This is a genomic window from Aliiroseovarius sp. S253, assembly GCF_049800855.1.
Taxonomy (GTDB): Bacteria; Pseudomonadota; Alphaproteobacteria; order Rhodobacterales; family Rhodobacteraceae; genus Aliiroseovarius.
The window spans coordinates 1,057,314-1,082,482 of record NZ_JBNAFW010000001.1 but is presented as its reverse complement, the minus strand read 5'-3'; the positions used below and the strand labels follow the sequence as shown (position 1 = coordinate 1,082,482).

General features: G+C 56.7%; 21 protein-coding genes and 1 tRNA gene. 7 read left to right on the top strand and 15 right to left on the bottom strand.

What is annotated here, in order from left to right; translation table 11 throughout:
• Positions 1-54 precede the first annotated feature (54 nt).
• The 3 genes from ACP15F_RS05335 (at position 55) to ilvN (ending at position 3,633) form a co-directional block, all read left to right on the top strand.
• The gene (locus ACP15F_RS05335; RefSeq protein WP_424939788.1) at positions 55-912 is read left to right on the top strand and encodes an arginyltransferase; all 858 of its coding nucleotides are present in this window, start codon (positions 55-57) and stop codon (positions 910-912) included.
• Between the two features lie 392 nt (positions 913-1,304).
• Positions 1,305-3,059, top strand: coding sequence for an acetolactate synthase 3 large subunit (locus ACP15F_RS05330; protein ID WP_424939787.1), 1,755 nt, complete (start codon positions 1,305-1,307; stop codon positions 3,057-3,059).
• A gap of 13 nt (positions 3,060-3,072) precedes the next feature.
• The gene (gene ilvN, locus ACP15F_RS05325; RefSeq protein ID WP_424939786.1) at positions 3,073-3,633 is read left to right on the top strand and encodes an acetolactate synthase small subunit; all 561 of its coding nucleotides are present in this window, start codon (positions 3,073-3,075) and stop codon (positions 3,631-3,633) included.
• Between the two features lie 74 nt (positions 3,634-3,707).
• Here ilvN and ACP15F_RS05320 read toward each other — a convergent pair whose 3' ends face one another.
• From ACP15F_RS05320 to pdxH, 6 genes are all read right to left on the bottom strand, one after another.
• On the bottom strand, positions 3,708-3,995 hold the full coding sequence (locus ACP15F_RS05320; RefSeq protein ID WP_424939785.1) for a hypothetical protein: 288 nt from the start codon (positions 3,993-3,995) through the stop codon (positions 3,708-3,710).
• A 375-nt stretch (positions 3,996-4,370) separates the two neighbouring features.
• Complete coding sequence (locus ACP15F_RS05315) at positions 4,371-8,075, bottom strand: vitamin B12-dependent ribonucleotide reductase (protein ID WP_424939784.1); 3,705 nt, start codon at positions 8,073-8,075, stop codon at positions 4,371-4,373.
• Positions 8,076-8,767: 692 nt separating this feature from the next.
• A tRNA-Pro gene (locus tag ACP15F_RS05310) sits at positions 8,768-8,844 on the bottom strand.
• 72 nt (positions 8,845-8,916) lie between these two features.
• Positions 8,917-9,384, bottom strand: a complete 468-nt coding sequence (locus ACP15F_RS05305) for a DUF192 domain-containing protein (protein WP_424939783.1) — start codon at positions 9,382-9,384, stop codon at positions 8,917-8,919.
• A gap of 35 nt (positions 9,385-9,419) precedes the next feature.
• Positions 9,420-9,965: a cold-shock protein gene (locus ACP15F_RS05300; RefSeq protein WP_424939782.1), complete on the bottom strand. Its 546-nt coding sequence runs from the start codon at positions 9,963-9,965 to the stop codon at positions 9,420-9,422.
• 113 nt (positions 9,966-10,078) lie between these two features.
• Positions 10,079-10,684, bottom strand: a complete 606-nt coding sequence (gene pdxH / locus ACP15F_RS05295) for a pyridoxamine 5'-phosphate oxidase (RefSeq protein ID WP_424939781.1) — start codon at positions 10,682-10,684, stop codon at positions 10,079-10,081.
• A 158-nt stretch (positions 10,685-10,842) separates the two neighbouring features.
• Here pdxH and fabI point away from each other — a divergent pair, with 158 nt between their 5' ends.
• The gene (fabI, locus tag ACP15F_RS05290; protein WP_424939780.1) at positions 10,843-11,661 is read left to right on the top strand and encodes an enoyl-ACP reductase FabI; all 819 of its coding nucleotides are present in this window, start codon (positions 10,843-10,845) and stop codon (positions 11,659-11,661) included.
• A 12-nt stretch (positions 11,662-11,673) separates the two neighbouring features.
• Complete coding sequence (gene gpt / locus ACP15F_RS05285; protein WP_424939779.1) at positions 11,674-12,195, top strand: xanthine phosphoribosyltransferase; 522 nt, start codon at positions 11,674-11,676, stop codon at positions 12,193-12,195.
• A 66-nt stretch (positions 12,196-12,261) separates the two neighbouring features.
• Here gpt and ACP15F_RS05280 read toward each other — a convergent pair whose 3' ends face one another.
• From ACP15F_RS05280 to ACP15F_RS05255, 6 genes are all read right to left on the bottom strand, one after another.
• Positions 12,262-12,855, bottom strand: a complete 594-nt coding sequence (locus tag ACP15F_RS05280) for a DUF4167 domain-containing protein (protein ID WP_424939778.1) — start codon at positions 12,853-12,855, stop codon at positions 12,262-12,264.
• A gap of 243 nt (positions 12,856-13,098) precedes the next feature.
• Complete coding sequence (prmC, locus tag ACP15F_RS05275; RefSeq protein WP_424939777.1) at positions 13,099-13,947, bottom strand: peptide chain release factor N(5)-glutamine methyltransferase; 849 nt, start codon at positions 13,945-13,947, stop codon at positions 13,099-13,101.
• The gene (gene prfA, locus ACP15F_RS05270) at positions 13,944-14,999 is read right to left on the bottom strand and encodes a peptide chain release factor 1 (protein WP_424939776.1); all 1,056 of its coding nucleotides are present in this window, start codon (positions 14,997-14,999) and stop codon (positions 13,944-13,946) included. The genes prmC and prfA overlap by 4 nt, the downstream gene beginning before the upstream one ends.
• Positions 15,000-15,289: 290 nt before the next feature.
• Positions 15,290-15,718 carry a DUF1499 domain-containing protein gene (locus ACP15F_RS05265; RefSeq protein ID WP_424939775.1) on the bottom strand — a complete coding sequence of 143 codons (429 nt, stop codon included), beginning with the start codon at positions 15,716-15,718 and terminating at the stop codon, positions 15,290-15,292.
• A gap of 153 nt (positions 15,719-15,871) precedes the next feature.
• Entirely contained in the window at positions 15,872-16,834 is a 963-nt protein-coding gene (speB, locus tag ACP15F_RS05260) for an agmatinase (RefSeq protein ID WP_424939774.1), read from the bottom strand.
• Positions 16,835-16,904: 70 nt separating this feature from the next.
• Positions 16,905-18,068 (bottom strand): M20 aminoacylase family protein, encoded by a 1,164-nt coding sequence (locus ACP15F_RS05255; protein WP_424939773.1) that lies wholly within the window; start codon positions 18,066-18,068, stop codon positions 16,905-16,907.
• 50 nt (positions 18,069-18,118) lie between these two features.
• Here ACP15F_RS05255 and mazG point away from each other — a divergent pair, with 50 nt between their 5' ends.
• Positions 18,119-18,946, top strand: coding sequence for a nucleoside triphosphate pyrophosphohydrolase (gene mazG, locus ACP15F_RS05250; protein ID WP_424939772.1), 828 nt, complete (start codon positions 18,119-18,121; stop codon positions 18,944-18,946).
• Positions 18,947-19,041: 95 nt separating this feature from the next.
• A complete protein-coding gene (locus tag ACP15F_RS05245) occupies positions 19,042-20,058 on the top strand; it encodes a Fe(3+) ABC transporter substrate-binding protein (protein WP_424939771.1) in 1,017 nt (338 codons plus the stop codon).
• Between the two features lie 45 nt (positions 20,059-20,103).
• Here the strand turns inward: ACP15F_RS05245 and ACP15F_RS05240 are convergent, their stop codons facing one another.
• From ACP15F_RS05240 to uvrA, 3 genes are all read right to left on the bottom strand, one after another.
• A complete protein-coding gene (locus ACP15F_RS05240; protein ID WP_424939770.1) occupies positions 20,104-20,994 on the bottom strand; it encodes a patatin-like phospholipase family protein in 891 nt (296 codons plus the stop codon).
• Positions 20,995-21,164: 170 nt separating this feature from the next.
• A complete protein-coding gene (locus ACP15F_RS05235) occupies positions 21,165-21,776 on the bottom strand; it encodes a hypothetical protein (RefSeq protein WP_424939769.1) in 612 nt (203 codons plus the stop codon).
• A gap of 348 nt (positions 21,777-22,124) precedes the next feature.
• Positions 22,125-24,971 carry an excinuclease ABC subunit UvrA gene (gene uvrA, locus ACP15F_RS05230; RefSeq protein ID WP_424939768.1) on the bottom strand — a complete coding sequence of 949 codons (2,847 nt, stop codon included), beginning with the start codon at positions 24,969-24,971 and terminating at the stop codon, positions 22,125-22,127.
• Between the last annotated feature and the right edge of the window lie 198 nt (positions 24,972-25,169).

Here is a 25,169-nt window from a genome sequence, read left to right as displayed (position 1 = left end):
GAAGCCTCAAGGTCAGGCTAGGCTCGTTCCGATTTAGTATGATTATGAGAGACCATGCGCCATACACTTCCGCTTGCCCCACAGTTCTATGTGACTGCTCCGCAGGAATGCCCGTATCTTGACGGGCGCATGGAACGCAAGCTGTTCACGGCCCTTCAGGGCGAGCATGCGGAAACACTGAACGACACTCTGTCAAAGCAGGGATTCCGTCGGTCGCAAAACGTCCTCTACCGCCCGTCCTGTGCCGAATGCTCGGCCTGTTTGTCCGCGCGGATCCGAGTTGCCGATTTCAAACCCACCAAAAGCCAGCGTCGCACAGCCAAGCGCAATGCGATCCTTGAACGCCGCGCCCGTGCGCCTTGGGCCAGCGAAGATCAATACGAGCTGTTCCGCCGTTATCTGGACAATCGCCACGCTGAAGGCGGCATGGCGGATATGGATGTGTTCGAGTTCGCCGCGATGATCGAAGAAACCCCGATCAAAAGCCGCGTGATCGAATATGCTGAACGTGGCGCAGGTCAGCATCCGGGGGATGACGCCAATGGTCCCCTGCGCGCAGTCTGTCTGACCGATGTGCTCGAAGACGGGCTGTCCATGGTCTATTCCTTCTACGATCCCGAATGGCATCGCAAATCTCTTGGCACTTATATGATCCTCGATCACATCAACATCGCACGCGAGGCCGGCCTGCCCTACGTCTATCTAGGCTATTGGGTACCGGGCAGCCCGAAGATGGACTATAAGGCCACGTTTTCATCCATTGAGATCTACCGCGACAACAATTGGACTCCCCTGATTGCGGACGAGGATTACTCGGCCGAGTTGCACCCCTTGTCCACAGATCCGATTGCCGAACAAGTGGCTAGCATCACGCTGCCAGACACAGCCAGCAAGATCCATCGCGAGGCCTGAAAGGACGTAAAAGTCTGGGGCATTGCTGCGCGTGCATAGTTTTACGCGATGAATTCACGGAAAAATAGGAAGATCACCATTCGATTTTCCATTAATTGCGCCAGACCCACCCCAAAATGGCCGATAATTACAAAAAATTCGCCTGCGCGACATTTTATACGCGCTTTCGCTGTTGACGCCCCCGCCGACCACTCATAATGTCCCGCGCATATATTGAAGAAGCCTTCAAGGATCCCCTTGGGCAAGAACATGGGAAAACTGCAATGGGCAGCGTCCTAGTACTTGTTGGAAATTGGCGCATGGGCCGGTAACGGAACCATAATGGAACCCCATGCGCCCCCGAGATGATCGGGGGCTTTTTTGTGAGAAGCGCACGTGGAACGGAGAAGAAGATGACACGTCAGATGACCGGAGCGAAAATGGTAGTTCAAGCCCTGAAGGATCAGGGTGTGGACACAGTATTCGGATATCCGGGGGGCGCCGTCCTACCGATTTATGACGAGATCTTTCAGCAGAACGATATTCGTCACATCCTTGTGCGCCACGAACAGGGCGCCGTTCATGCCGCCGAAGGCTATGCCCGGGCGACCGGCAAGCCGGGCGTTGTTCTGGTAACCTCTGGCCCCGGTGCGACGAACGCCGTGACCGGGTTGACCGACGCGCTTTTGGACTCGATCCCGCTGGTTGTTCTGACCGGTCAGGTTCCGACCTTCATGATCGGCACGGATGGCTTCCAAGAAGCCGACACCGTGGGCATCACCCGCCCCTGCACCAAGCATAATTGGCTGGTGAAAGAGACCGACAAGCTGTCGGAAACCATCCATCAGGCATTCCACGTTGCAGTTTCGGGCCGCCCGGGACCAACACTGATCGATATCCCCAAAGATGTTCAGTTCGCGACCGGAAGCTATACACCGCCCGCCAAGACGGAAACTGGCCATTACCAGCCGCAAGTGCGCGGAGACATCGACGCGATCACCGAACTGGCAGAGCTGATGGAAACCGCCGAACGTCCGATCTTCTATACAGGCGGAGGCGTCATCAACTCTGGCCCCGCCGCCAGCCAGCTTCTGCGTGAACTGGTAGATGCGACCGGCTTCCCGATCACCTCGACCCTGATGGGTTTGGGCGCCTACCCTGCCTCGGGTGAACATTGGCTGGGCATGCTGGGCATGCACGGCCTTTATGAAGCCAACATGGCAATGCACGGCTGTGACCTGATGATCTGCGTTGGCGCACGTTTTGACGACCGGATCACCGGCCGCGTGGATGCGTTCAGCCCGAACTCAAAAAAAGCGCATATCGATATCGACCCGAGCTCGGTCAATAAGGTGATCCATGTGGATCTGCCGATCATCGGTGACGTGGGCCACGTTCTGGAGGACCTTCTGAAGGTCTGGAAAGCGCGCGGGCGCAAGACCAACAAGGACGGTCTGGGCAAATGGACCGATCAGATCGCGGAATGGAAAGAGCGTCGCTGCCTGTCCTATCAGAGAACAGATAACGTCATTCAGCCGCAACACGCGCTGGAACGCCTTGAGGCGCTGACCAAGGATAAGGATCGCTATGTGGCCACGGAAGTCGGCCAGCACCAGATGTGGGCCGCTCAATTCCTGGGCTTTGAAGATCCGAACCGCTGGTTGACCTCGGGCGGATTGGGCACGATGGGTTATGGTCTGCCGGCCTCGCTTGGTGCGCAGATCGCGCATCCCGATGCCTGCGTGATCAACGTGGCAGGGGATGCCTCGTGGCTGATGAACATGCAGGAAATGGGCACGGCCGTTCAGTTCCGCGCACCGATCAAACAGTTCATCCTGAACAACGAACGTCTGGGTATGGTGCGCCAGTGGCAAGAGCTGCTGCATGGTGAACGCTATTCGCACAGCTGGTCGGAAAGCCTGCCTGATTTCGTGAAACTGGCCGAGGCCTTTGGCTGCAAAGGACGTCAGGTGTCTGACCCGGCCGAGCTGGACGACGCTATTCAGGAAATGCTGGACTACGATGGCCCGTTCATTCTGGACGTTCTGGTCGAGAAACACGCGAACTGCTTCCCGATGATCCCATCGGGTGCACCGCATAACGACATGCTGATGGGCGAAGCCGAGACGCAGGGCGTCATCGGTGCCGCTGGCGCAACACTGGTTTAAGGAGGGCCTCTAAATGTCTGCACTAAAAATCAAAAAAGGTTCCTCCCGCAAGTCCGCCTATGACCTGCGCGACCCGAACTCGGACATCATCGAACGCCACACGCTGGCCTGCGTGGTGGACAACGAAGCGGGCGTTCTGGCACGCGTGATCGGCCTGTTTGCTGGCCGTGGGTACAACATCGAAAGCCTGACCGTGGCCGAGGTTGATCACGAAGGTCACCTGTCGCGCATCACCATCGTGACCACCGGCACGCCCGCCGTGATCGAACAGATCAAGGCGCAGCTGGGTCGCATCGTTCCTGTGCATGAAGTGCACGACTTGACCGTCGAAGGCCCGGCAGTCGAACGCGAACTGGCGCTTTTGAAAGTCGAAGGTTCCGGCGACAAACGCGTCGAGGCGCTGCGTTTGGCTGACATTTTCCGCGCCAACGTGGTGGACAGCACGCTGGACAGTTTTGTGTTCGAAATCACCGGCACGACCGAAAAAATCGACGCATTTGCCGAGCTGATGCGCCCGTTGGGCCTTAGCGAAGTGGCGCGGACAGGTGTCGCCGCCCTGCCCCGCGGCGTATAAACACACGACCAAAAATGATAGACGCCCGGTTGCCATTGCAATCGGGCGTTTTTGGTTGGGAAGTATCAGTAGCGCTAGGCAACGACGGTCAACGGTGACTTCCCCAAGCTACCGCGTTTCTGGGTCAGGATATCGCGCAGGTCTTCAGGCGGGATTCCCCCTTCAATTCCGGCGACAATCATGACCGTGCGATGCTCATCCCGAGTGGCAACTGTGCAGCGGATAAGCTGCCCTTGCTCTAATCTGTCGATGCCTTCCAGAACTGTCTCTTTCGGCCGGATACAAGCTAACGGTCCCTGATCCTCACACCAGACCAGACCGCTCCCTGTCTTGTCGTCAAACCACAGCACCAATCCAAGCATTGGCCCCTCCTTCACCTTTTAGTCCGCACCTGTCAGCCGAATACGTTTCCAGTTCGGAGGCATATTGGCTATTGTATCCAATATTACTTAATTGTTTAAGTTTTATGACAACTGTGAACATTGTGGAAGGCATGACCTGTCGTAAACAGGACCTCCCATCAGACAGGTAAGCAGAAAGAAAAACGGGGTGCCCCGTAGGACACCCCAGTTTCACTGATAGGGCTCATCATTGGTACCGCTCGGTTTAGTTGCCTGCGGCCCTATCTGTGTCGGGGGCAAGCGCACCTGCCCCGTGTTAGGATGGCGGGCATCCCCCGAACCCACCCTAACCTTGTCTAGGCCGCCACTTGGGACACGGCGGCCCAGACGAAACCGTTAGCTGCAACCCGTGGTCGACCCACACGTATTGCACTTCATGCAGGTGCCGTTGCGCACCAGCGTATAGTTTCCGCATTCGCCACAGGGATCGCCCTCGTAGCCCTGCATCTTGGCCTTGGTCCGCGCATCAATCGTGTTCACCGTGCCGGTCGCGACAGACGTTTCGGTCATGGTCACTTCGACCACAGCGGTGTCTCCGGCTGTTTCCGGGACCAAAGTGTTCAGCGCGCCGATCGGGTCCGTCCCAGTCAATGCCGTCCCGCCCGCTTCAGCACCGCCCTGCAGAACCACCAGTTCCTGAGGCAGACGCTTGCGCAGATAGCCGGTCGAGCTGATTTGTTTCAGCACTTCCAAAGACTTGGTTGCAGCGGTTTCGGACGGTTCTTGGACATTCGACACGCCCTCTTCCTCGCCGCGGCCCAGATCATCAAACGATGCGCCTTGCGGTTTCACATGCGCCAGATCGGTACGGTCCAGGTAGGACACGGCCAGTTCGCGGAAGATATAGTCCAGGATAGACGTCGCATTCTTGATCGAGTCGTTGCCCTGAACCATGCCTGCCGGTTCGAACTTGGTGAAGGTGAAGGCGTCCACGAACTCCTCCAGCGGTACACCGTATTGCAGGCCAACCGACACGGCGATCGCGAAGTTATTCATCATCGCACGGAAGCCAGCGCCTTCCTTGTGCATGTCGATGAAGATCTCGCCCAGATTGCCGTCTTCGTACTCGCCGGTGCGCAGGTAAACCTTGTGACCACCCACGATGGCTTTCTGGGTATAACCCTTACGGCGTTCCGGCAGCTTCTCGCGTCCGCGTGCGACCTCTTTGATCACCACTTTCTCGATGATCTTCTCGGCCAGCGTCACGGCTTTCTCGTGCGGCGATCCCGAGGCCAGAATTTCTTCTGCTTCCTCGTCATCTTCGACGAGAGCTGCCGCCAAAGGCTGGCTCAGTTTCGAGCCGTCGCGATACAGCGCATTGGCCTTCACACCCAGCGACCAGCTGAGTTCGTAAGCCTTCTGGCAGTCCTCGATGGTGGCATCATTCGGCATGTTGATCGTTTTCGAGATAGCACCCGAGATGAACGACTGTGCTGCGGCCATCATGTAGATATGGCTGTCAACGCTCAGGAAACGCTTGCCTTTTTTGCCGCAGGGGTTGGCGCAGTCAAAGACGTTATAATGCTCTTCCTTCAGGAACGGAGCGCCTTCCAGCGTCATCGTGCCCAGAACGTGATCGTTCGCCGCTTCGATGTCCTGACGGGTAAAGCCGAGGTGACGCAGCAGGTTGAACTCGGGATCATTCAGCTTGTCAGCGGGAATACCCAGAACGTTGGTGCAGAACTCTTCGCCCAGCGTCCACTGGTTGAACACGAAACGGATGTCGAAAGCCGACGAAAGGGCTGCTTCGATCTTCTCGATCTCGTTTTGCCCAAAGCCGTGACCGATCAGCGTCGTGTGGTTGATCGCAGGGGCGTTGCCCATGGTGCCGTGGCCAACCGCATAGGCGATAATTTCCTCGATCTGCGCGCTGTCATAACCCAGCTTTTCAAGGGCAGCAGGCACCGAGCGGTTGATGATCTTGAAGTAACCGCCACCGGCCAGCTTTTTGAACTTCACCAGAGCGAAATCCGGTTCGATTCCAGTCGTGTCACAGTCCATCACCAGACCAATGGTGCCGGTGGGGGCAATCACAGATACCTGAGCGTTGCGATAGCCGTGCTTTTCGCCAAGCGCATAGGCTTCATCCCATGCGCCCATGGCCAGATCGACCAGCTTGGCATCGGGGCAGTTTTTCAGGTCCAGCGGAACCGGCTTCACAGCCAAATCCTCATACCCTTCGCTTGCACCATAGGCTGCATTGCGATGGTTGCGGATGACGCGCAGCATGTGGTCTTTGTTGCGTTCGTAGCCTTCAAACGCGCCCAACTCGCCAGCGATTTCGGCCGAAGTGGCATAGGAAACGCCGGTCATGATCGCGGTCAGCGCACCACACAGCGCACGACCTTCGTCGCTGTCATAGCCATAGCCCATGTTCATCAACAGGCCACCGATATTGGCATAACCCAGACCCAAGGTGCGGAAAACATAGGACAATTCCGCGATCTCTTTCGAGGGGAACTGCGCCATCATCACCGAGATTTCCAGCGTGATGGTCCACAGGCGCGTGGCGTGCATGTAGTCTTCCGCCTGGAACTCGCCGTCCTTCAGGAAGGTCAGCAGGTTCATCGAAGCCAAGTTACAGGCGGTGTCGTCCAGGAACATGTATTCCGAGCACGGGTTCGACCCGCGGATCGCTCCGTCTTCCGGGCAGGTGTGCCAAGCGTTGACCGTGTCGTGATACTGGATGCCTGGATCGGCACAGGACCATGCGGCGTGGCCGATCTGCTCCCACAGGTCACGCGCCTTGATGGTCTTGGCGACCGAGCCGTCGGTGCGGCGGATCAGTTCCCAATCCGCGTCTGCTTCGACAGCTTTCAGGAAGCTGTCGGTGACGCGAACCGAGTTGTTCGAGTTTTGGCCGGACACGGTGGCGTAAGCTTCGCTGTCCCAATCCGTGTCATAGGTCGGGAATTCGATCGAGCCGAAGCCCTGTTTTGCATAATCCAGCACGCGTTTGACGTAGTTTTCAGGGATCGCGACTTTTTTAGCGGCGCGAATGGCATCTTTAAGCGTGTCATTGGCCTTGGGATCATAGGCATCTTCTTCCTTGCCGTCCCACGCGCGGATGGCCGCAAAGATGTGGTTCAGATGCTCTTCATGCATCTTCGAGCCAGCAACCAAGCTGGCCACTTTCTGCTCTTCTTTGACCTTCCAGTTGATGTATTCCTCGATATCCGGGTGGTCGGCATCGACGATCACCATCTTGGCCGCACGACGGGTGGTCCCGCCCGATTTGATCGCGCCCGCAGCACGGTCGCCGATCTTCAAAAAGCCCATCAGGCCCGAGGATTTGCCACCGCCCGACAGCGGTTCATCGGCCGCCCGCAGGGACGAGAAGTTGGTGCCGGTGCCCGAGCCGTATTTGAACAGACGCGCCTCGCGGACCCACAGGTCCATGATGCCGCCCTCGCCCACCAGATCGTCGCCGATCGATTGGATGAAGCAGGCATGGGGCTGAGGATGCTCATAGCTGGACTTGGAGCGGGTCAGTTTGCGGGTTTTGTGATCCACATAGTAATGGCCCTGCGCAGGCCCATCGATGCCGTAAGCCCAGTGCAGACCGGTGTTGAACCACTGAGGCGAGTTCGGCGCGGCGCGCTGACTGGCCAGCATGTGGCGCATTTCGTCGAAATAGGCGTGGGCGTCTTCTTCGGTGGTGAAGTAACCACCCTTCCAACCCCAATAGGCCCAAGCCCCTGCCAAACGGTCGAATACCTGCTTGGCCGAAGTTTCACCGCCAAAGCGCTGATCTTCGGGCAGATCTTCCATCGCTTTTTCATCGGGAACCGAACGCCAGAGAAACTCGGGAACGCCCTTTTCCTTGACCTTCTTCAGGGCAGCCGGGACACCAGCCTTGCGGAAGTATTTCTGCGCAATCACATCAGAAGCCACTTGGCTCCAGCTTGTCGGCACTTCGCATTCTTCCAGTTTGAAAACGATGGTGCCATCCGGGTTGCGAATCTCTGACGCTGTGGTTGCGAAATCCAACTCTGAATACGCGCCCTGCCCCGCTTTAGTGAATTTGCGTTCAATCTTCATTGTGCCCTGTCCAGTCCCTTCAGAGGTTCCCTGCACCCGCTCAGTGCAAGGGATCTGCCCTAATCGATTAAATTCGTGCCAGTCGAAGAGGCTGAGGATAAGACACAGGAATACCGTCGAGCGCCGCACACAATAAAGTGACGCACCCATGAAACTTCATGAATAGAAGTTTGGTCCCTGTTTCGCCCTACCAACCGCGAACCACTATATATTGTGGCCTTTTCGACTAGCCCCCACAATCTGGCGTAGACAGCCCTATACCGTCAACGACAAATTCAAAGATATCCCCAACTCTTTTCTGTTGACGTGATTGATCTCGCGGCCATCCGTAAGGGCCAGATTGATTCTCATTTCACTCAACCTTTACGGGTATCCTTCTTTTGCTAGTGAATCGGCTGGCTTACGTTTCAAACACAACATGTTGCTTGAAGCTGCGCTCATCCCTACAAGCGATAGCCCCCATTGTGAGCGCCCGCGGCTTTCGGGACACACAAGAGTTCCGTTTCATAAACAATGCACCAAAACTGCGTGGCTTTGTTGCCAGGCACATTGAGAAACCGACTCACTTGTCTGTGACATCTTCGCGTATTGAGAGGATCGAAACACTGGTCCATGTCGTGCGGAGGCCACCAGATATAGTGGTGAACCTCGTCCTACGGACATTTCGATCGACAAACTCTGTAGAAGAAGAGTGGTCGGGACGGCAAGATTCGAACTTGCGACCCCCTGTACCCAAAACAGGTGCGCTACCAGACTGCGCTACGCCCCGAACGCCCCCTCCTTACCGATGTGTTTCGGCAATGAAAAGAGAGAAATCTCCACAAAACGAAATGTTGGTCGATTAATCGGAACTGGACGCAACACAAGGCCATGCAGCCTGCGCTTGATCAAAGGCCGGATGCTGTAACTCGCTGCCTTCATCGATGCCAAAACGCGCAGCGAGCCCTCCATTCACCTCAAGCACAGCAACGACTCCGGCCCCTCCGACAATCGGTGTCGTGTCATGGGGCACGGCGTTCTCGTGGATGTGGGATATCGAGCCATCAGACTGGATGAATAACATATCCAGCGGGATCAGAGTGTCTTTCATCCAGAAACTGACCTGCTGCGGTTTTTCGAACAAAAACAACATGCCATGGCTTGAAGGCATATGCTCGCGAAACATCAATCCTTGTGCACGCTCGCGCGGGTCGTCGGCGACTTCAACTGTGAAGGCTGCCTGCCCCCAGTCCCCACGAATGCTGACACGATCCTGTTGGCATTCAGACGCCTGCACAGATCCAGCGACAAGAACGACAGAAAAAACCACGCAACAAGCTTTAACACCTGCGCGCAAAGGTTGGATCACGATGATGTTCCACCTTCGACCGCAGCATCCCAAGCATGAACAGACACAGCCATTTTGCCGCGTTTACCATCCGCTGCACGAATACTGATAGCCTCGCCCGGTTGAAGATCGGCAAGACCTGACCGGCGCAGCACCTCAATATGCACGAAGATATCTTCCGAGCTTCCGAATGCGTTTGCGAATCCAAAGCCTTTAGCCTTGTCGAACCACTTTACGCGCGCGGGCTCCATTTCGCCGATACTATCGGGATCAACCAATCCCTCGACGATCTCATCCAGCTGATGAACAGCTTCCCCTTCCGGTGGGGAAATCGACAGAACACTGACCGCCTGACGACCACGATCCGTCGCCTGAACGGTGATCTCAATGCTGGACCCATCTGCGATCGAACTTTGGCCAAAGTTGCGCAAAACATTGGCATGCAACAGGATATCTGCTCCACCTTCGTTAGCGACAACAAACCCGAACCCCTTGTTCGGATCGAACCATTTGACCAGCCCTTGCACCACATCTGGTACGCGAGCGTCACCGACCTGCGACATATCAACCTCTAGCAATTAGCATCCCCACTATACTATTGGGGTGTTTGCGCGAGTGACGCAAGCCCTTCCCCCCTGTATTTTTGGTTAGGTGAAGTCAAAAAGTAATCTATTTTTCAAGGATTCAGACGCGCAACTTGCCAGTCCCGATCCCCTTCATATCGTGTCCACCGGAACCGATCATGAAGCCGAAAAGCACCATCCGCCCAGAACTCGATTTCGACAGGTTGGATACGATATCCACCCCAAAAATCAGGGCGTTGCGGAGCTGGGCCGTGCTGCGCCGTCACCTTCGCAACCTTGGCCATCAGACTGGCACGCGAAGCCAAAGGTTGGCTCTGGTGAGACGCCCAAGCTCCGAGTTTGCTCTTCAAAGAACGTGACGCGAAGTAATTGTCCGCCTGCACCCCTTCTTCTCGCGTAACGGTACCGCGTACGCGAATCTGTCGCCTCAGGCTTTTCCAGTGCATGACGAAGGCAGCTTTGCCGCCTTGTTCGATCTCTTGCGCTTTGGCCGACCCATAATTCGTATAAAAAACGAAGGCATCATCTTCGATGTCCTTCAGAAGCACCATGCGCGCATTCGGTAAACCATCCGCGTCGACCGTCGACAGCGCGATTGCGTTCGGATCATTCAATTCGGATTTCTCGGCCTCGACCAACCAGCTGCGCGCAATGGCAAACGGGTCATCACCTGCAAAAATTCCGTCACGTTCAGACATTTGCTTTCCTTCTCACTCGGATCATCATCGCACAAACACACAAGATAGCTTGGCCAAATCCCGCCATTTCACAAGCACATAGCGCCATGCCGGACTTGAAGACGTACCGTCAATCGCCTAAACGGTCTTAACGCAGTATCTCGGGACGAGGAATATATATGTCGACCGAATTGATGAAGGGAAAGCGCGGCCTGATTATGGGTCTCGCAAATGATAAATCCATTGCATGGGGAATTGCGAAGGCCTGCGCCGACGCTGGCGCCGAACTTGCCTTTTCGTACCAGGGTGACGCGCTGAAGAAACGCGTTCTGCCCCTTGCCGAGCAACTGGGCTCGGACATCGTGCTGGAATGTGATGTGGCCGATCAAGGCTCGATCGACACGCTGTTTGCTGAGCTGGAAAAGAAATGGGGCAAGCTGGACTTCATCGTCCACGCCATTGGTTTCTCGGACAAAAACGAGCTTCGTGGCCGTTATGTCGACACCAGCCCTGAAAACTTCCGGATGACCATGGACATCTCGGTCTACAGCTTCACCGCTGTTGCGCGCCGCGCGGCCGATCTGATGACCGATGGTGGCTCGATGCTGACGCTGACCTATTACGGTGCCGAGCAGGTCATGCCGCACTACAACGTCATGGGTGTTGCCAAGGCTGCACTAGAAGCTTCGGTACGCTATTTGGCCGAGGATCTGGGCAAAGACGGCATCCGTGTAAACTCGATTTCCGCAGGGCCGATCAAAACTCTGGCCGCGTCTGGCATTGGTGATTTCCGCTATATCCTGAAATGGAACGAGCTGAACTCGCCCCTGCGCCGCAACGTGTCTATCGGTGATGTGGGCAATTCGGCGCTGTATCTGCTGTCGGATCTGGGTTCCGGCGTGACCGGCGAAACCCATCACGTAGATGCAGGGTATCACGTGGTCGGCATGAAGGCCGTCGACGCGCCCGATATCGACGTGACCACCGGCCGCAAATAAGGAGCGCAAGCCATGAGCGATCATCGTCTGCCGCACGAAAAAGGCTTTCACATCAGCTGGGATCAGATCCACCGCGACAGCCGAGCGCTGGCTTGGCGTCTAGACGGTCAAGGGCCGGATGATGGCGCGTGGCGCGCTGTTGTTGCAATCACCCGTGGTGGCATGGCCCCGGCCATGATCGTCAGCCGTGAACTGGACATCCGCACTGTGGATACGATCAGCGTGAAATCCTACCACGCAGGTGGCGGCAAGGCGGATCAGCAAAGCGAAGCACAAGTGCTGAAATCTCCGGATACTGAGTTGATGGGGGATGGCGAAGGCATCCTGATCATCGACGATCTTGTGGATAGCGGGAAGACCCTGGAGCTGGTGCGCCAGATGTATCCCAAGGCACATTTTGCGACTGTTTATGCGAAACCCAAAGGGCGCCCACAGGTGGATACGTTCATCACGGAAGTCAGCCAGGATACTTGGATTTTCTTCCCCTGGGACATGGCTCTTCAATATGTCGAACCTTACCGCGGCACCGATTAAGCCTTTCTGATAGAAGCAAAAAACCCCGGCCAAGCCGGGGTTTTTTCATGCCAGATCGCTGGCGTATTATTCAGCTGCTTCACCTGAAGGATCGGTAACCTCTGGCGCAGGTGTAGGTGCAACCTCTGACGACTGAGCCTCATCCTTACGAGCAGGCTTGCGCGGTTTGCGCGCGCGCGACGGCTGGCGACGCGGCTTGCTTTCAGGTGTTTCGACCAGACCGTTGTCACCGGCATCCGAGATATCGGGCTGCGGCGATTGCCCCAGATCGGGCTGATCGCCCTCGCCCGGCACGGGTTGATCCGAAGGCGTATTGGCTTGAGGAGCGTCAGCACGGTCAGCGCGGGCGTCTTTCTCGCGCTGTTGACGTTCGCGGTTCTGCTGATCAGCTTGCTGACGACGATTGTCGATCTCGCGCTGTGCTTCCCCCAAAAGGCGGGTGTAGTGCTCCGCGTGCTGTTGGAAGTTTTCACCAGCCACACGGTCATTCGACAAGAACGCATCGCGTGTCAGCTGGTTGTACTTGTCGATAATCTGTTGCGGCGTCCCGCGCACCTTCCCTTCAGGGCCCGAGCTATCATACACACGGTTAATGATGTTTCCGGGGTTGTTCCGGTTGCGGTTCGACTTGTTGCGCGAACGTGATTTCGACGATCTCATATAAAGTATCCGGTTTCAGCACAGTCTTGCGGCATTTGCCGCGCTGTTGTCTCGGTCATTGACTGCGAAGCAGCCGGATGATCCGATTTTTAGGGCTTGTTCTCAGCGGCGGTCCAAGTGGACTGCGGCGCTGATACTCTTGCTAACCATGTGGCCCAAGAAAACACAAGCCTTATATAGAAAATTTGCCAGATTTGGCGGTGTTTTGCGCCAATTAGCGCTGATTGGGGTAAAGACTCTCGGTCACGCCGCCATGAAATCAGAGGCCGCCACGACGCGATCCTTTCCCGCCAGATCCTGATATACGTCGACGGTCTGGAACCCGGCAGAACGGCACAGCTCGGTGACTGGATCGGCCTGAAGATGTCCAATTTCCAGCAACAGCCGTCCGCCTGTCGAAAGGTGATCGGGCGCAAATTTGGCAATGATCCGGTAGGCGTCCAACCCATCTCCTCCGGGGGTCAGGGCCATATGCGGTTCCCAATCATGGACCTCGGGCGACAGCGCAGTCATCTCATCTTGGGTGATGTAAGGTGGGTTCGAGACGATCAGGTCAAACCGTGCTGCACCGTCGATGGCATCAAACCAACTGCCTTCGTGAAACGTGACCCGATCCTGTACGTCAAGCAGCACCGCGTTACGATGGGCAACAGCCAAAGCTTTGCCCGACAGATCCACCCCTTGGCCTACTGCATCAGGGCGTTCTGCCAGCAAAGACAAAAGGATACAGCCCGACCCTGTACCCAGGTCCAAGGCATTCTCAAACGACGCAGACAATGCCAGATCCACCAAAAGCTCGGTGTCCGGGCGCGGATCCAGCACGTCGGGGGTCACAATGAAATCTCGCCCATAGAACGCGCGCTGACCTACGATTTGGGCGACGGGCTGGCGGTCGATGCGGGCCTCGATGGCCCGTTCGAACGCAGCGGCTTGGTCCGTGGGAACATCGTCCGGCAAAACCAAGGTCAGGCGGCTACGATCCACGTCCAGCGCATGAGCCAGCAGGATACGCGCATCGACAGCCGGATCGTCGATCCCTGCCGCCCGTAATCGGCCCACTGCCCCGGCCAACAACTCAGAGCCCGTAGTCACGCGTCCAGATCCGCAAGTTGCGCGGCCTGCGCTTCGGCAGTCAGGGCATCCACAATCTCGTCCAGATCGCCGTTCATCACCTGATCCAGCTTATAGAGCGTCAGGTTAATCCGATGATCGGTCATGCGGCCCTGCGGGAAGTTGTAGGTACGGATCCGTTCCGATCGGTCCCCCGACCCGACCTGAGATTTCCGATCCGCCGCGCGTTCACTATCAACCCGCTGTCGTTCCAGATCATACAGACGCGTTTTCAGAACCTGCATCGCGATCTCGCGGTTGCGGTGCTGCGATTTTTCCGAGCTGACCACCATGATGCCCGTTGGCAAGTGCGTGATCCGCACCGCCGAATCCGTCGTGTTCACGTGCTGACCGCCAGATCCTGACGCGCGCATCGTATCAATCCGCAAGTCACCGGCATCAATCTGAATGTCCACGTCTTCTGCTTCCGGCAGCACCGCCACCGTCGCGGCCGAGGTATGAATACGCCCACCACTTTCCGTTTCCGGCACGCGTTGAACGCGGTGCACACCGCTTTCGTACTTTAGCCGCGCAAAGACGCCCTCGCCCTTCACATGAGCAGTCACTTCCTTAACACCGCCAAGCTCGGACAGGCTTTGTTCAACGATATCAAAATTCCATCCACGCGCCTCGGCATAGCGCTGGTACATGCGCAGAAGATCACCCGCGAACAAAGCCGCCTCGTCCCCACCGGTGCCGGGACGGATTTCGATCATGGCCGGGCGCGCATCTGCTGCATCCTTGGGCAACAGCGCCAGACGCATGGATTGCTCCATCTCGGGCAGCCGCTCTCGTAAGACGGGCAGTTCTTCCTCGGCCAATTCCCGCATGTCAGGATCGTCCATCATCACCTCGGCCTCGGCGATGTCGTCCAGAAGCTGCTTGTAGCTGGCGATTTCATCGACCACCGGCTTCAGCTCGGCATACTCGCGTCCCAACGCAGCAATTTCATCCCCCGACAGGCCTTCGGCCATGCGGGCTTCAAGATACTGAAAGCGCTCGGTGATCGCGGTGAGTTTTTCCATAGGAACCATGCGGATGGTGTCTATGATTACGCGGATTTGGTCAAGAGGCGCGGGCGTGCTAGACTATTGGCATGTTGTATCGACTTGCACTTGCTGCTGCGATGGTCGTCACCCCGGCCTTCGCGGATGTGACCGGGCCGGGAGGCAAGGTAATCGACTGCTATTGTACTGATAGTACCGGCGGACGTGTTGAGCTGGGTCAGTCGATCTGCCTGCACGTCAATGGACGCGCCTTCACCGCACGCTGCGAAATGAGCTTGAACGTGCCCATGTGGCGTGAAACCGGCGATGGATGTGTTTCAGCGCAGGGAGTCCCGCAGCGCTTTATCCCACTGCCTGACCCTGTCCCCGTTGACCCCAAGATCTGATTTTCCGATCACAAGATGTGCGTGGATATGCAGATTGCCCTCTGCCAGCCAAATTCGTGTGACATCCGGAAACCCAAAGCCGCGCGACCGAGTAATGAAGCTGTAGCCCTGGCTTGTCGCGACCTCGGTTGTGCGTGGCGTCTGGCGCACGATATCCAGAAGCTTTGTCAACGCATCCTCGGGAAGCTCGGACATGGGCATGACATATTTTACCCCGCCGGAAAGCTTGTGAATGCCAATCTGGTCCGGCCCTGGCATAGATGTGTGCCGGTCAGCGTCGATGGGTTTGATGCGTGCATAAACTGCAAGCGAGCACGCAAGGACCAAAGGCACTGCAATCAGGACTAGGATCAGTTTCACAAAGGGCTCCTATCGATACATCTGACCAGTTACAGGTCGGATGATCGGCATGACAGCCCCTTGGTCGGGTGACATAACGTCAAGGTAGCACAGCACGCGAAACTGAATGTCAGAACCGGATGCGGCCTCGTTTTAGATTTCTTGCACTACCACTTAGCCGCGCTTGTTATAGGCCCAGAGGTTCAGGATCTCCATCGCGACATGCGCGCCGGCAATTGCAGTTGCGCCAGTCGTGTCAAAGGGTGGAGAAACTTCAACCACATCCCCGCCGATCACATTGATCCCTGCCAGGTCACGCAAGATAATCGACGCTTGGCCTGAGGTCAGGCCGCCCCAAACAGGTGTCCCCGTTCCAGGTGCAAAGGCCGGATCCAGACCGTCTATGTCGAAGGTCAGATAGGTCTTGTTGTCGCCCAGAATGGATTTGATCTTTTCCACGACGGCTTTGGGACCAGTTTCATGCACCTCGCGTGCGTCGATGATGTTCACACCCAAAGTGTCTTCGTTGGTGGTGCGGATCCCTACCTGAACGGATTTCGCGGGGTCAATCAGCCCCTCCTTCACGGCCTTATAAAACATGGTGCCGTGGTCGACGCGGTTCATGTCATCATCCGCCCAAGTGTCCGTGTGAGCATCGAATTGCAGCAGGCTGAGCGGCCCGTGTTTCTTCACATGCGCGCGCAGGATCGGGAAGGTGATATAGTGATCGCCGCCCAGCGTCAGACAGGCGGCGTCCTGATCGAGGATCGAGGTGATATGCGCCTCAAGCGTCGCCGGAAACTGGTCGATCCGCGCGTAGTCGAAGGCCAGATCGCCATAGTCTGCGACCGCAAATTCCGACAGCACATCAAAGCCCCAGCCGTAGGCCGGATCCGGGGATTGCAGGCTCGACGCTTCGCGAATGGCACGCGGACCAAGGCGGGTGCCGGGTCGGTTTGTGACGGCTTGATCAAATGGAATGCCGGTGACGGCAATGTCTACATCGGCCAGATCCTTGGTATAGGTCCGACGCAAGAAAGACGTCACACCACCAAAGGTATTCTCATAGGAAAGCCCTTTAAAACCATCGCGTGTGATCGCGGTATCCACCTGCTTGGCGGCGTCTTCCAATGCCATGTCGTTTCTCCTTGTCGCTGGGCTTTGCTAACACAGCCAAACGCTCTGCACCAGCAATTTGATCATATTATCAAAAGGTCGGGTTCAACCGTTCGACCAACCGAGCAAAAAAGCTGGCACCATAAGCTGAGACTTCATCATTGAAGTCGAATTTCGGATGATGAACTCCGGGCCCGTCGCCCTGCCCCAGGAACAGATAAGCTCCGGGGCGTTCCTCCAGCATATAGGCAAAATCCTCGGCCCCCATTTCGCGACCTGCAGCGTCATCGACGCGCGCAGCACCCGAGACATCACGCGCCGCATCCGCAGCCTTAGCCACTTCAGAGGCGCTGTTGATCATAGGCGGATAGCCCAGTTCATAATCGATATCGACGGTCACGCCGAAGCTCGCCGCGTGACCTTCCAATATCTCGCGGATGCGAGTTTCCACCATCTTGCGCACTTCGGGCGTGAACGACCGAATGGTGGCTCCAAACCAGCCGGTTTCAGGGATGACGTTATCCGCCGTCCCCGCATGGATTTCCGTGACCGACACCACAAGCTCGTCCAGAGGGCACAAATTGCGGCTGACGATGGTTTGCAGCGCCTGCACCATCGCAACCATTGCGGGGATCGGATCGACGCATTCATGCGGATAAGCCCCATGCCCGCCGACGCCTGTCACCGTTACGCGCAGCGTGTCCACGGCCGCCATCATAGGGCCGGGCGTGGTGACAAAGTGGCCAAGCTTGATCCCCGGCATGGTGTGCAACGCATAGACTTCGGAGATATCGAAACGCTTCATCATGCCTTCGTCGCACATGTACTTGGCGCCACCGAAATTCTCTTCGGCAGGCTGAAAGATCAACGCGACACGCCCCCGGAAGTTCCGTGTCTCGGCCAGATAGCGTGCTGCGCCCATCAGCATCGTGGTGTGCCCGTCGTGACCGCAAGCATGCATCAGCCCTTGATTTTTCGACGCATAGTCCAACCCCGTCATCTCTTCCATCGGCAAAGCATCCATATCGGCGCGCAGCCCAATGGTCGGCCCCTCGCCCTGCCCATTGATGATCGCCACGACGCCCGAGACGCCGATCTGCGGGTGGATCTCGTCTACTCCGAACGCGCGCAACCGGTCGCAAACGAAGGCAGCTGTCTGATGACACTCCAACCCAAACTCAGGGTTCCGATGCAAGTGACGGCGCCAGCCCTTCATATCTTCATCAAAATCAGCGATACGGTTGATAACAGCCATGGGCCCCTCCTGCGTTGGGGCGAAGGTTTCCTGAATAAGGGGTAAATGCAATGACCAAATCATCCGATCAGCTTGTTCACGACCCAAACGGCGGCATGGACCGCCTGCGCGAGATCATGCGCCGTCTACGTGATCCGGAAACGGGCTGCCCGTGGGATATCGAGCAGGAGTTCCGCACCATAGCGCCCTACACAATCGAGGAAGCTTACGAGGTCGCCGATGCCATCGAACGCGAGGCCTGGGACGAGCTGAAGGGCGAACTGGGCGATCTGCTGTTCCAATCCGTGTTCCACGCCCAAATGGCCGAAGAAAAAGGTCTGTTCAGCTTTGACGATGTGGCAGACACGATGTCTGACAAGATGGTAGCGCGACACCCCCACGTATTTGGGGACGAGAACCGAGATAAATCCGCCGAACAGCAAACCCGAGACTGGGAAACCATTAAAGCAGCCGAACGTGCGGCAAAGGCCCAGCAAGGTGTATTGGACGGCGTCGCCATTGGCCTGCCAGCCCTGTTGCGTGCCGTGAAGTTGCAAAAACGTGCCGCGCGGGTCGGATTCGATTGGCCCGAGATCGGTATGGTCTTGGATAAAATCACCGAAGAAGCCCAGGAAGTCGCCGAGGCCCGCGACACGCTGGGACAAGAAGAACTACGCGAGGAAGTAGGCGATCTTCTATTCGTTGTCGCCAATCTGGCCCGGCATCTGGACGTAGAGCCCGAGGAAGCCCTTCGTCACGCCAACGCTAAATTCGAACGTCGTTTCAAAGGGATAGAGCGTCGACTGGCTGAAAAAGGCAGCGCGCCCGAGCACTCAAGCCTAGAAGAAATGGATGCGTTTTGGGAGGCCGAAAAGGCCGCCGAGCGCGTGCAAGAATAGGGTGCGACATTTTCTCTGATTATTTTAATCAGGTATTGACCAGACTGAAAGACTCAGGTTTAAGCGCCCCATCGAAACCGAAGGAGAACCGCGCGATGAAACCTGTTCGCACGCTTGCCATGGCCCTTGTTGGCGCCACAGCCCTAACCCCCGCCGTCGCAAGCGCTGACGAAGTGAATGTCTATTCCTATCGTCAGCCCGAACTGATCCAGCCGCTGATGGATGCTTTTCAGGAAGACACCGGCATCACTGTCAACGTGGCGTTTCTGAAACAAGGCGTGGTGGAACGCCTTCAGGCCGAAGGCAAACGCAGCCCAGCCGATCTGATCATGACCGTAGACATCTCGCGCCTTGCAGGTGTGGTCGAAGCCGGTCTAACCCAGCCGGTGCAGTCTGACACACTGGAAGCCAATATTCCCGACGCCTATCGCGATCCGGCGGATCAGTGGTTTGGTCTGACATCACGTGCGCGGATTGTGTACGCGTCGAAAGACCGTGTGGCAGATGGCGAAGTCACCACATATGAAGATCTGGCTGACCCGAAATGGAAGGGCCGTATTTGCACCCGTTCGGGCACGCACAGCTATACCCTTGGCCTTGTGTCCGCCCACCTGACGCATCATGACGCTGACACGACCAAGTCGTGGCTGGAAGGCGTGAAAGCCAACCTCGCCCGCAAACCGCAGGGCAACGACCGCGCGCAAGTAAAGGCGATCTGGGCCGGCGAATGCGATATCTCGATCGGCAACACCTATTACATGGGCAAGATGCTGGCGGATGAAGAACAGAAGGCATGGGCCGACAGCGTAAACGTCATCTTCCCGGTCTTTGAAGGCTCGGGCACGCATGTGAACCTGTCGGGCATGGCGCTGGCCAAGCATTCGCCGAACAAGGACAACGCCATCAAGCTGATGGAGTACCTGTCCTCGCCGAAAGCGCAGGAAATCTATGCCTCGCAGAACTTTGAATATCCGATTGCTCCGGGAACGCAGGCCGATGCGGTTGTCACCAGCTGGGGCGACTTCACAGCAGATGGCGTGAACCTGATGGAAGTTGCAGGCAATCGCGCCGACGCCCTGAAACTTGTTCAGGAAGTTGACTTCGACGGCTAACCCCCTACGGAATCGAGGAAAGCCCGGCACGTTGCCGGGCTTTTTTTATGTACTAATTTCGAGAATCTGTTCCGCTTGCGCCATAGTGCGGGCATATCCCATTTCAATCGCTTCGGCCCCGCGATGCAGCTCCAAAACAGTCAGATTGGTAAAACCCATATTGATCAGCACATGCGGTGGATCGCCGGCCAGACGGGCGCGACGGATCTGGTCACTCATGATGTCGACCGTGGCGTTCAACACCTCGAAGTAATTCGGCTTTCCCGGTTCAGGCTTAGCATCCGGGTCTAATCCAAGAGCCTGATGCCACTCGGGCGGCAACTGCGCTGCGGCCCAAGCCTCGGCGCTCTGGGTCGGTTGTGGCGGCTTCCAAAACCGACCTCGCGGTTTCGCATTGGGGTTCACAGCAATTGTCACCTCAGCCCCCATCGCGCGCGCCATCGACACCGGGATCGGGTTGGACAAACCACCGTCCAACAGCCAGTGCCCCTCGTGCTGGATGGGACTAAACACACCGGGAATACCAACCGACCCGCGCACTGCGGGATAAGTTGGCCCCTTTTGCAGCCAGATCTCGCGTCCGGTCTCCATATCAGTTGCAACGGCCCCAAAGGGGCGTGGGAGCGCCTCGATCCGGTCCGGCACACCGATGTCGCGCAACATCACCTCGATCTCACGCGCCTCGACCAGACCGCCTGACCCAAGCCGCACATCCATCAACCCGACATATCTCCCGGGAGTCAGCGCACGCACCCATTCTTCCAGAGCATCCAACCGATCTGCTGCCCAAGCCACTCCGACCAATGCCCCCATCGAGCAGCCGGACACCACAGTCGGCGTTACGCCCAGCTCATCAAGAGCCCGCAGAACGCCGATATGACACCAGCCACGCGCGCCTCCTGATCCAAGGGCCAAGCCGATCTTTGGCGCGTTCATTGGCTATCTGATGCCGGTCGCGGCATATGCTGCATGTTCATTTTCATTGGCTGATCCCCTTAGATGAGACGCAAACGATGTCGACCGACCTACCCGCTTCAACAATGCTGCGCGGATAGTCCATTTGATCTTCGCACAATGAGACCGTCAGAGAAAAGCAGTGTATGTCGTCATGCATCGATCAGCGTAATGTCGGCACGACGACGCAGAACATCCAAATCTTCCTGATACCGGTCCTTCAACACAGCGGCCTGTTCTGGTAGAAACTTTGCAAAGGGACGGTCAGAAGGTGTGCCCTCAAATTCATCCCTGATTGCCCTCGAGGCGTCGCGCGACAACTCCCCGTCCATGCGCAGCCTCTTTTGACACTCAAACAACGCACTATCCGAGAAACTGGTATTCGCCCATTTTTCGGGGCGATGCATATCGGCGACACTCAGCGTCGGGCAGAGCTGGTTCAACAGCATAAGATCATCGCGCTGTCGTCCATAGGCGGCAACAATCAGCTTTTTGGGGCGAAGCGCATCCAAAACGCAATCAACGACCGTTGGCCAGCCACCTCTAAATTCAACCTGGAGCTTCGCAACATCCGAAAACTCCGGAAGCGCATTTACTTCAGCGCGTTTTCGAAATGCTGATTCGAAGAAGGAGTCGTACGAACGCACGATCAACAACACGTTTCCAATTGCAATTGGAAACAGCACCTTGCGAAGAAGCGTCATACGCGCATGTACATGAGGATAGAACTGCCCGTTTTCAAACGAGGCCATGATCCCAATCATGTTTTCTTCAGACAAAAGAGCCTGATGATTGATCCCCCTAGTCACCACTGGTGCGATTTCGGACCGGTTTTTTGCAATCTGTCGCTTCAGCTCGCGCCTGCCTTCTGTAAGCGCTTGATGACGCAGGCGTAGCTCCAATTGACCATCTGAAATTTTCTGGATACCGGTCGGAATTAGTCGACGAGTAGCAAATCCGACGCGAACACCCTGAGACTGAATGGCATCATAGTTCGAGCTTAGCATCGCCTGAAAAGAGGTCGACCCCGTTCGATGCGCGCCCAAATGCAGATGCACTTTTCCGAAAAGACGAGATCTCATTTAAAACTCCACAAAAAGCAGACGCAGGCCTTAGATCATATCCTTAAGATATTGACCAGTATAGCTATTCCCCACCTTAACAACCTGTTCCGGCGTCCCCTTGGCAACGATGGTTCCACCACCATCGCCACCTTCCGGGCCGATGTCGATGATGTGATCGGCGGTTTTCACTACATCCAAATTGTGTTCGATTACCACAACCGAGTTGCCTTGATCCACCAGCTCGTGCAGAACTTCCAACAGCTTGCGCACGTCCTCAAAATGCAGACCCGTTGTGGGTTCATCGAGGATATAGAGCGTGCGGCCCGTCGAGCGCTTGGACAGCTCTTTGGACAGTTTCACCCGCTGCGCTTCGCCGCCCGAAAGCGTCGTCGCCTGTTGGCCAACCTTAATATAGCCCAGCCCGACGCGCATCAGCGCATCCATCTTGTCGCGGATCGACGGTACGGCCTGGAAGAACTCCTGCGCGTCCTCGACGGTCATGTCCAACACGTCTGCGATGGATTTACCTTTGAACTGCACCTCAAGCGTTTCGCGGTTGTACCGAGCGCCCTTGCAGGTCTCGCATTGCACGTAGACGTCGGGAAGGAAGTGCATCTCGATCTTTATGACACCGTCACCCTGACACGCCTCGCAACGGCCGCCCTTCACGTTGAAGCTGAAGCGGCCGGGTTTGTAGCCACGGGTTTTGGCCTCGGGCAGACCTGCGAACCATTCACGGATCGGTGTGAACGCACCGGTATAGGTCGCCGGGTTGGATCGCGGTGTACGCCCAATGGGGCGCTGATCGATGTCGATCACCTTGTCCAGATGCTCGAGCCCCTTGATGGTTTCGCACGGCGCAGGCGTCTGGCGCGCGCCATTCAGGCGCATCGAAGCGGTCTTGAACAGAGTCTCAATCGTCAGCGTGGATTTCCCTCCGCCCGACACACCGGTCACACAGACAAATTTGCCCAACGGGAAGTCGGCCGTAACGTTCTGCAAGTTGTTCCCGGTGGCCTTTTTCACCGTGATCTTCTTGCCGTTCCCCTTGCGGCGCTTGGCGGGCACAGCGATTTCGCGCGTTCCAGTCAAATACTGCCCGGTGATCGAGTTCTCACAGGCCTCGATATCCGCAGGCGTGCCGTGGGCGATGACTTCACCGCCATGAACACCCGCCCCAGGGCCGATATCAAAAACGTAGTCGGCCTCGCGGATGGCTTCTTCATCATGTTCGACGACGATCACCGTATTGCCCTGATCGCGCAGGTTTTTCAGCGTTGTCAGCAATCGGTCATTGTCGCGCTGGTGCAAGCCAATGGACGGCTCATCCAGCACATACAGTACGCCCGTCAAGCCCGAACCGATCTGGCTGGCCAGCCGGATCCTCTGGCTTTCACCGCCTGACAAAGTGCCTGAATTGCGACTAAGCGTCAGATATTCCAGACCCACATTGTTCAAGAACCCCAGCCGTTCACGGATCTCTTTCAAAATCGCCCGCGCAATTTCGTTCTTCTGCGCGCTCAGATGGGTAGGCGCGTCCTCAACCCAAGCCAAGGCCTCGCGGATCGACATTTCGACCACCTGCCCCACATGCAACAGCTTTTCGCCTGACCCGATTTTGACCGCCAGTGCCTCGTCGCGCAGTCGATACCCGCCACAAGCACCACAGTGGCGGTTGTTCTGATAGCGTTCGAATTCCTCGCGAATCCAGTTCGAATCCGTTTCCCGATAGCGGCGTTCCATGTTGGGAATGACGCCCTCGAAGGCGCGCGTGACCTCGTAAACGCGACCGCCCTCATCGAAGCGGAATTTGATCTCTTCTTCGCCCGAGCCATAAAGGAACACTTGCTGCACATGGGCGGGCAGGTCTTTCCACGGCGTGTTCTTGTCAAACTCGTAATGTTTCGCAATCGATTCAATCGTTTGCAGGAAGTACGGTGACTTGCCTTTACGCCATGGGGCCAACGCCCCGTCATAGACTTTCAGCGTTGCATCCGGCACCACAAGGCGTTCATCAAAGAACAGCTCTTTCCCCAACCCGTCACATTCCGGGCAGGCTCCAAAGGGTGCGTTGAACGAGAACAGGCGCGGCTCGATCTCGGGGATGGTGAAGCCACTTTCCGGACAGGCGAAGTTTTCCGAGAAGGTGATAATCTCGGGATCGCCCTCTTTCGGGGCGGTCTCAAACAAAGCGATTCCGTCAGCCAGATCGAGAGCGGTGCGGAAACTGTCGGCTAGCCTCTGCTCCATCCCTTCGCGCACGACCACACGATCCACCACAACGTCGATATTGTGGCGGTATTTCTTATCAAGCGTCGGCGGCTGATCCAGCTCGTACATCTCGCCATTCACTTTGACGCGCTGGAAGCCCTTCTTCTGAAGCTCTTGAAATTCCTTGCGATATTCGCCCTTCCGGTCGCGCACGATCGGGGCCAGAAGATAGGCGCGCGTGCCGTCCTCCATCTGCATGACACGGTCCACCATATCTTGCACTTGCTGGGCCTCGATCGGCAGACCTGTGGCGGGGGAATACGGCGTGCCAGCGCGGGCAAACAGCAGCCTCAGATAGTCATAGATCTCGGTTACAGTGCCGACGGTCGAGCGCGGGTTTTTTGACGTGGTCTTTTGCTCAATCGAGATCGCAGGCGACAGTCCCGCGATGTGATCCACATCGGGTTTTTCCATCATATCAAGGAATTGGCGCGCATAAGCCGACAGGCTTTCCACATAGCGCCGCTGCCCTTCCGCATAGATCGTGTCAAATGCCAAGGACGACTTGCCAGACCCCGACAGACCAGTGATCACCACCAGCTGGTCACGCGGTATGTCCACGTCGATAGATTTCAGATTGTGCTCGCGTGCGCCGCGGACCTGTATTTCTTTCAGCTCGGCCATTCTGACCCCCAAATCTCACTTGTTTAACGGTTAGGGCAAAGGTCGCGGCGAGACAATCGAAAAGTTAGAACATTGCAGGAACATGCTGTCAGCCACCGTCAGGATTGACATTACATTCCTTTTTTTGAATATTTAATCCGTGAAAGAGTTGATCTGCGTGCGATGTCCTCTATATCCCTTCACAAGACGCGAAAGCGA

What these genes read in the sequence shown, in the direction of transcription:
- ACP15F_RS05335 (WP_424939788.1), top strand. Translation starts at nt 55, where the DNA reads ATGCGCCATACACTTCCGCTTGCCCCACAGTTCTATGTGACTGCTCCG.
- ACP15F_RS05330 (WP_424939787.1), top strand. Translation starts at nt 1,305, where the DNA reads ATGACACGTCAGATGACCGGAGCGAAAATGGTAGTTCAAGCCCTGAAG.
- ilvN (WP_424939786.1), top strand. Translation starts at nt 3,073, where the DNA reads ATGTCTGCACTAAAAATCAAAAAAGGTTCCTCCCGCAAGTCCGCCTAT.
- ACP15F_RS05320 (WP_424939785.1), bottom strand. Translation starts at nt 3,995, where the DNA reads ATGCTTGGATTGGTGCTGTGGTTTGACGACAAGACAGGGAGCGGTCTG.
- ACP15F_RS05315 (WP_424939784.1), bottom strand. Translation starts at nt 8,075, where the DNA reads ATGAAGATTGAACGCAAATTCACTAAAGCGGGGCAGGGCGCGTATTCA.
- ACP15F_RS05300 (WP_424939782.1), bottom strand. Translation starts at nt 9,965, where the DNA reads ATGTCGCAGGTCGGTGACGCTCGCGTACCAGATGTGGTGCAAGGGCTG.
- pdxH (WP_424939781.1), bottom strand. Translation starts at nt 10,684, where the DNA reads ATGTCTGAACGTGACGGAATTTTTGCAGGTGATGACCCGTTTGCCATT.
- fabI (WP_424939780.1), top strand. Translation starts at nt 10,843, where the DNA reads ATGTCGACCGAATTGATGAAGGGAAAGCGCGGCCTGATTATGGGTCTC.
- gpt (WP_424939779.1), top strand. Translation starts at nt 11,674, where the DNA reads ATGAGCGATCATCGTCTGCCGCACGAAAAAGGCTTTCACATCAGCTGG.
- ACP15F_RS05280 (WP_424939778.1), bottom strand. Translation starts at nt 12,855, where the DNA reads ATGAGATCGTCGAAATCACGTTCGCGCAACAAGTCGAACCGCAACCGG.
- prfA (WP_424939776.1), bottom strand. Translation starts at nt 14,999, where the DNA reads ATGGTTCCTATGGAAAAACTCACCGCGATCACCGAGCGCTTTCAGTAT.
- speB (WP_424939774.1), bottom strand. Translation starts at nt 16,834, where the DNA reads ATGGCATTGGAAGACGCCGCCAAGCAGGTGGATACCGCGATCACACGC.
- ACP15F_RS05255 (WP_424939773.1), bottom strand. Translation starts at nt 18,068, where the DNA reads ATGGCTGTTATCAACCGTATCGCTGATTTTGATGAAGATATGAAGGGC.
- mazG (WP_424939772.1), top strand. Translation starts at nt 18,119, where the DNA reads ATGACCAAATCATCCGATCAGCTTGTTCACGACCCAAACGGCGGCATG.
- ACP15F_RS05245 (WP_424939771.1), top strand. Translation starts at nt 19,042, where the DNA reads ATGAAACCTGTTCGCACGCTTGCCATGGCCCTTGTTGGCGCCACAGCC.
- ACP15F_RS05240 (WP_424939770.1), bottom strand. Translation starts at nt 20,994, where the DNA reads ATGAACGCGCCAAAGATCGGCTTGGCCCTTGGATCAGGAGGCGCGCGT.
- ACP15F_RS05235 (WP_424939769.1), bottom strand. Translation starts at nt 21,776, where the DNA reads ATGATTGGGATCATGGCCTCGTTTGAAAACGGGCAGTTCTATCCTCAT.
- uvrA (WP_424939768.1), bottom strand. Translation starts at nt 24,971, where the DNA reads ATGGCCGAGCTGAAAGAAATACAGGTCCGCGGCGCACGCGAGCACAAT.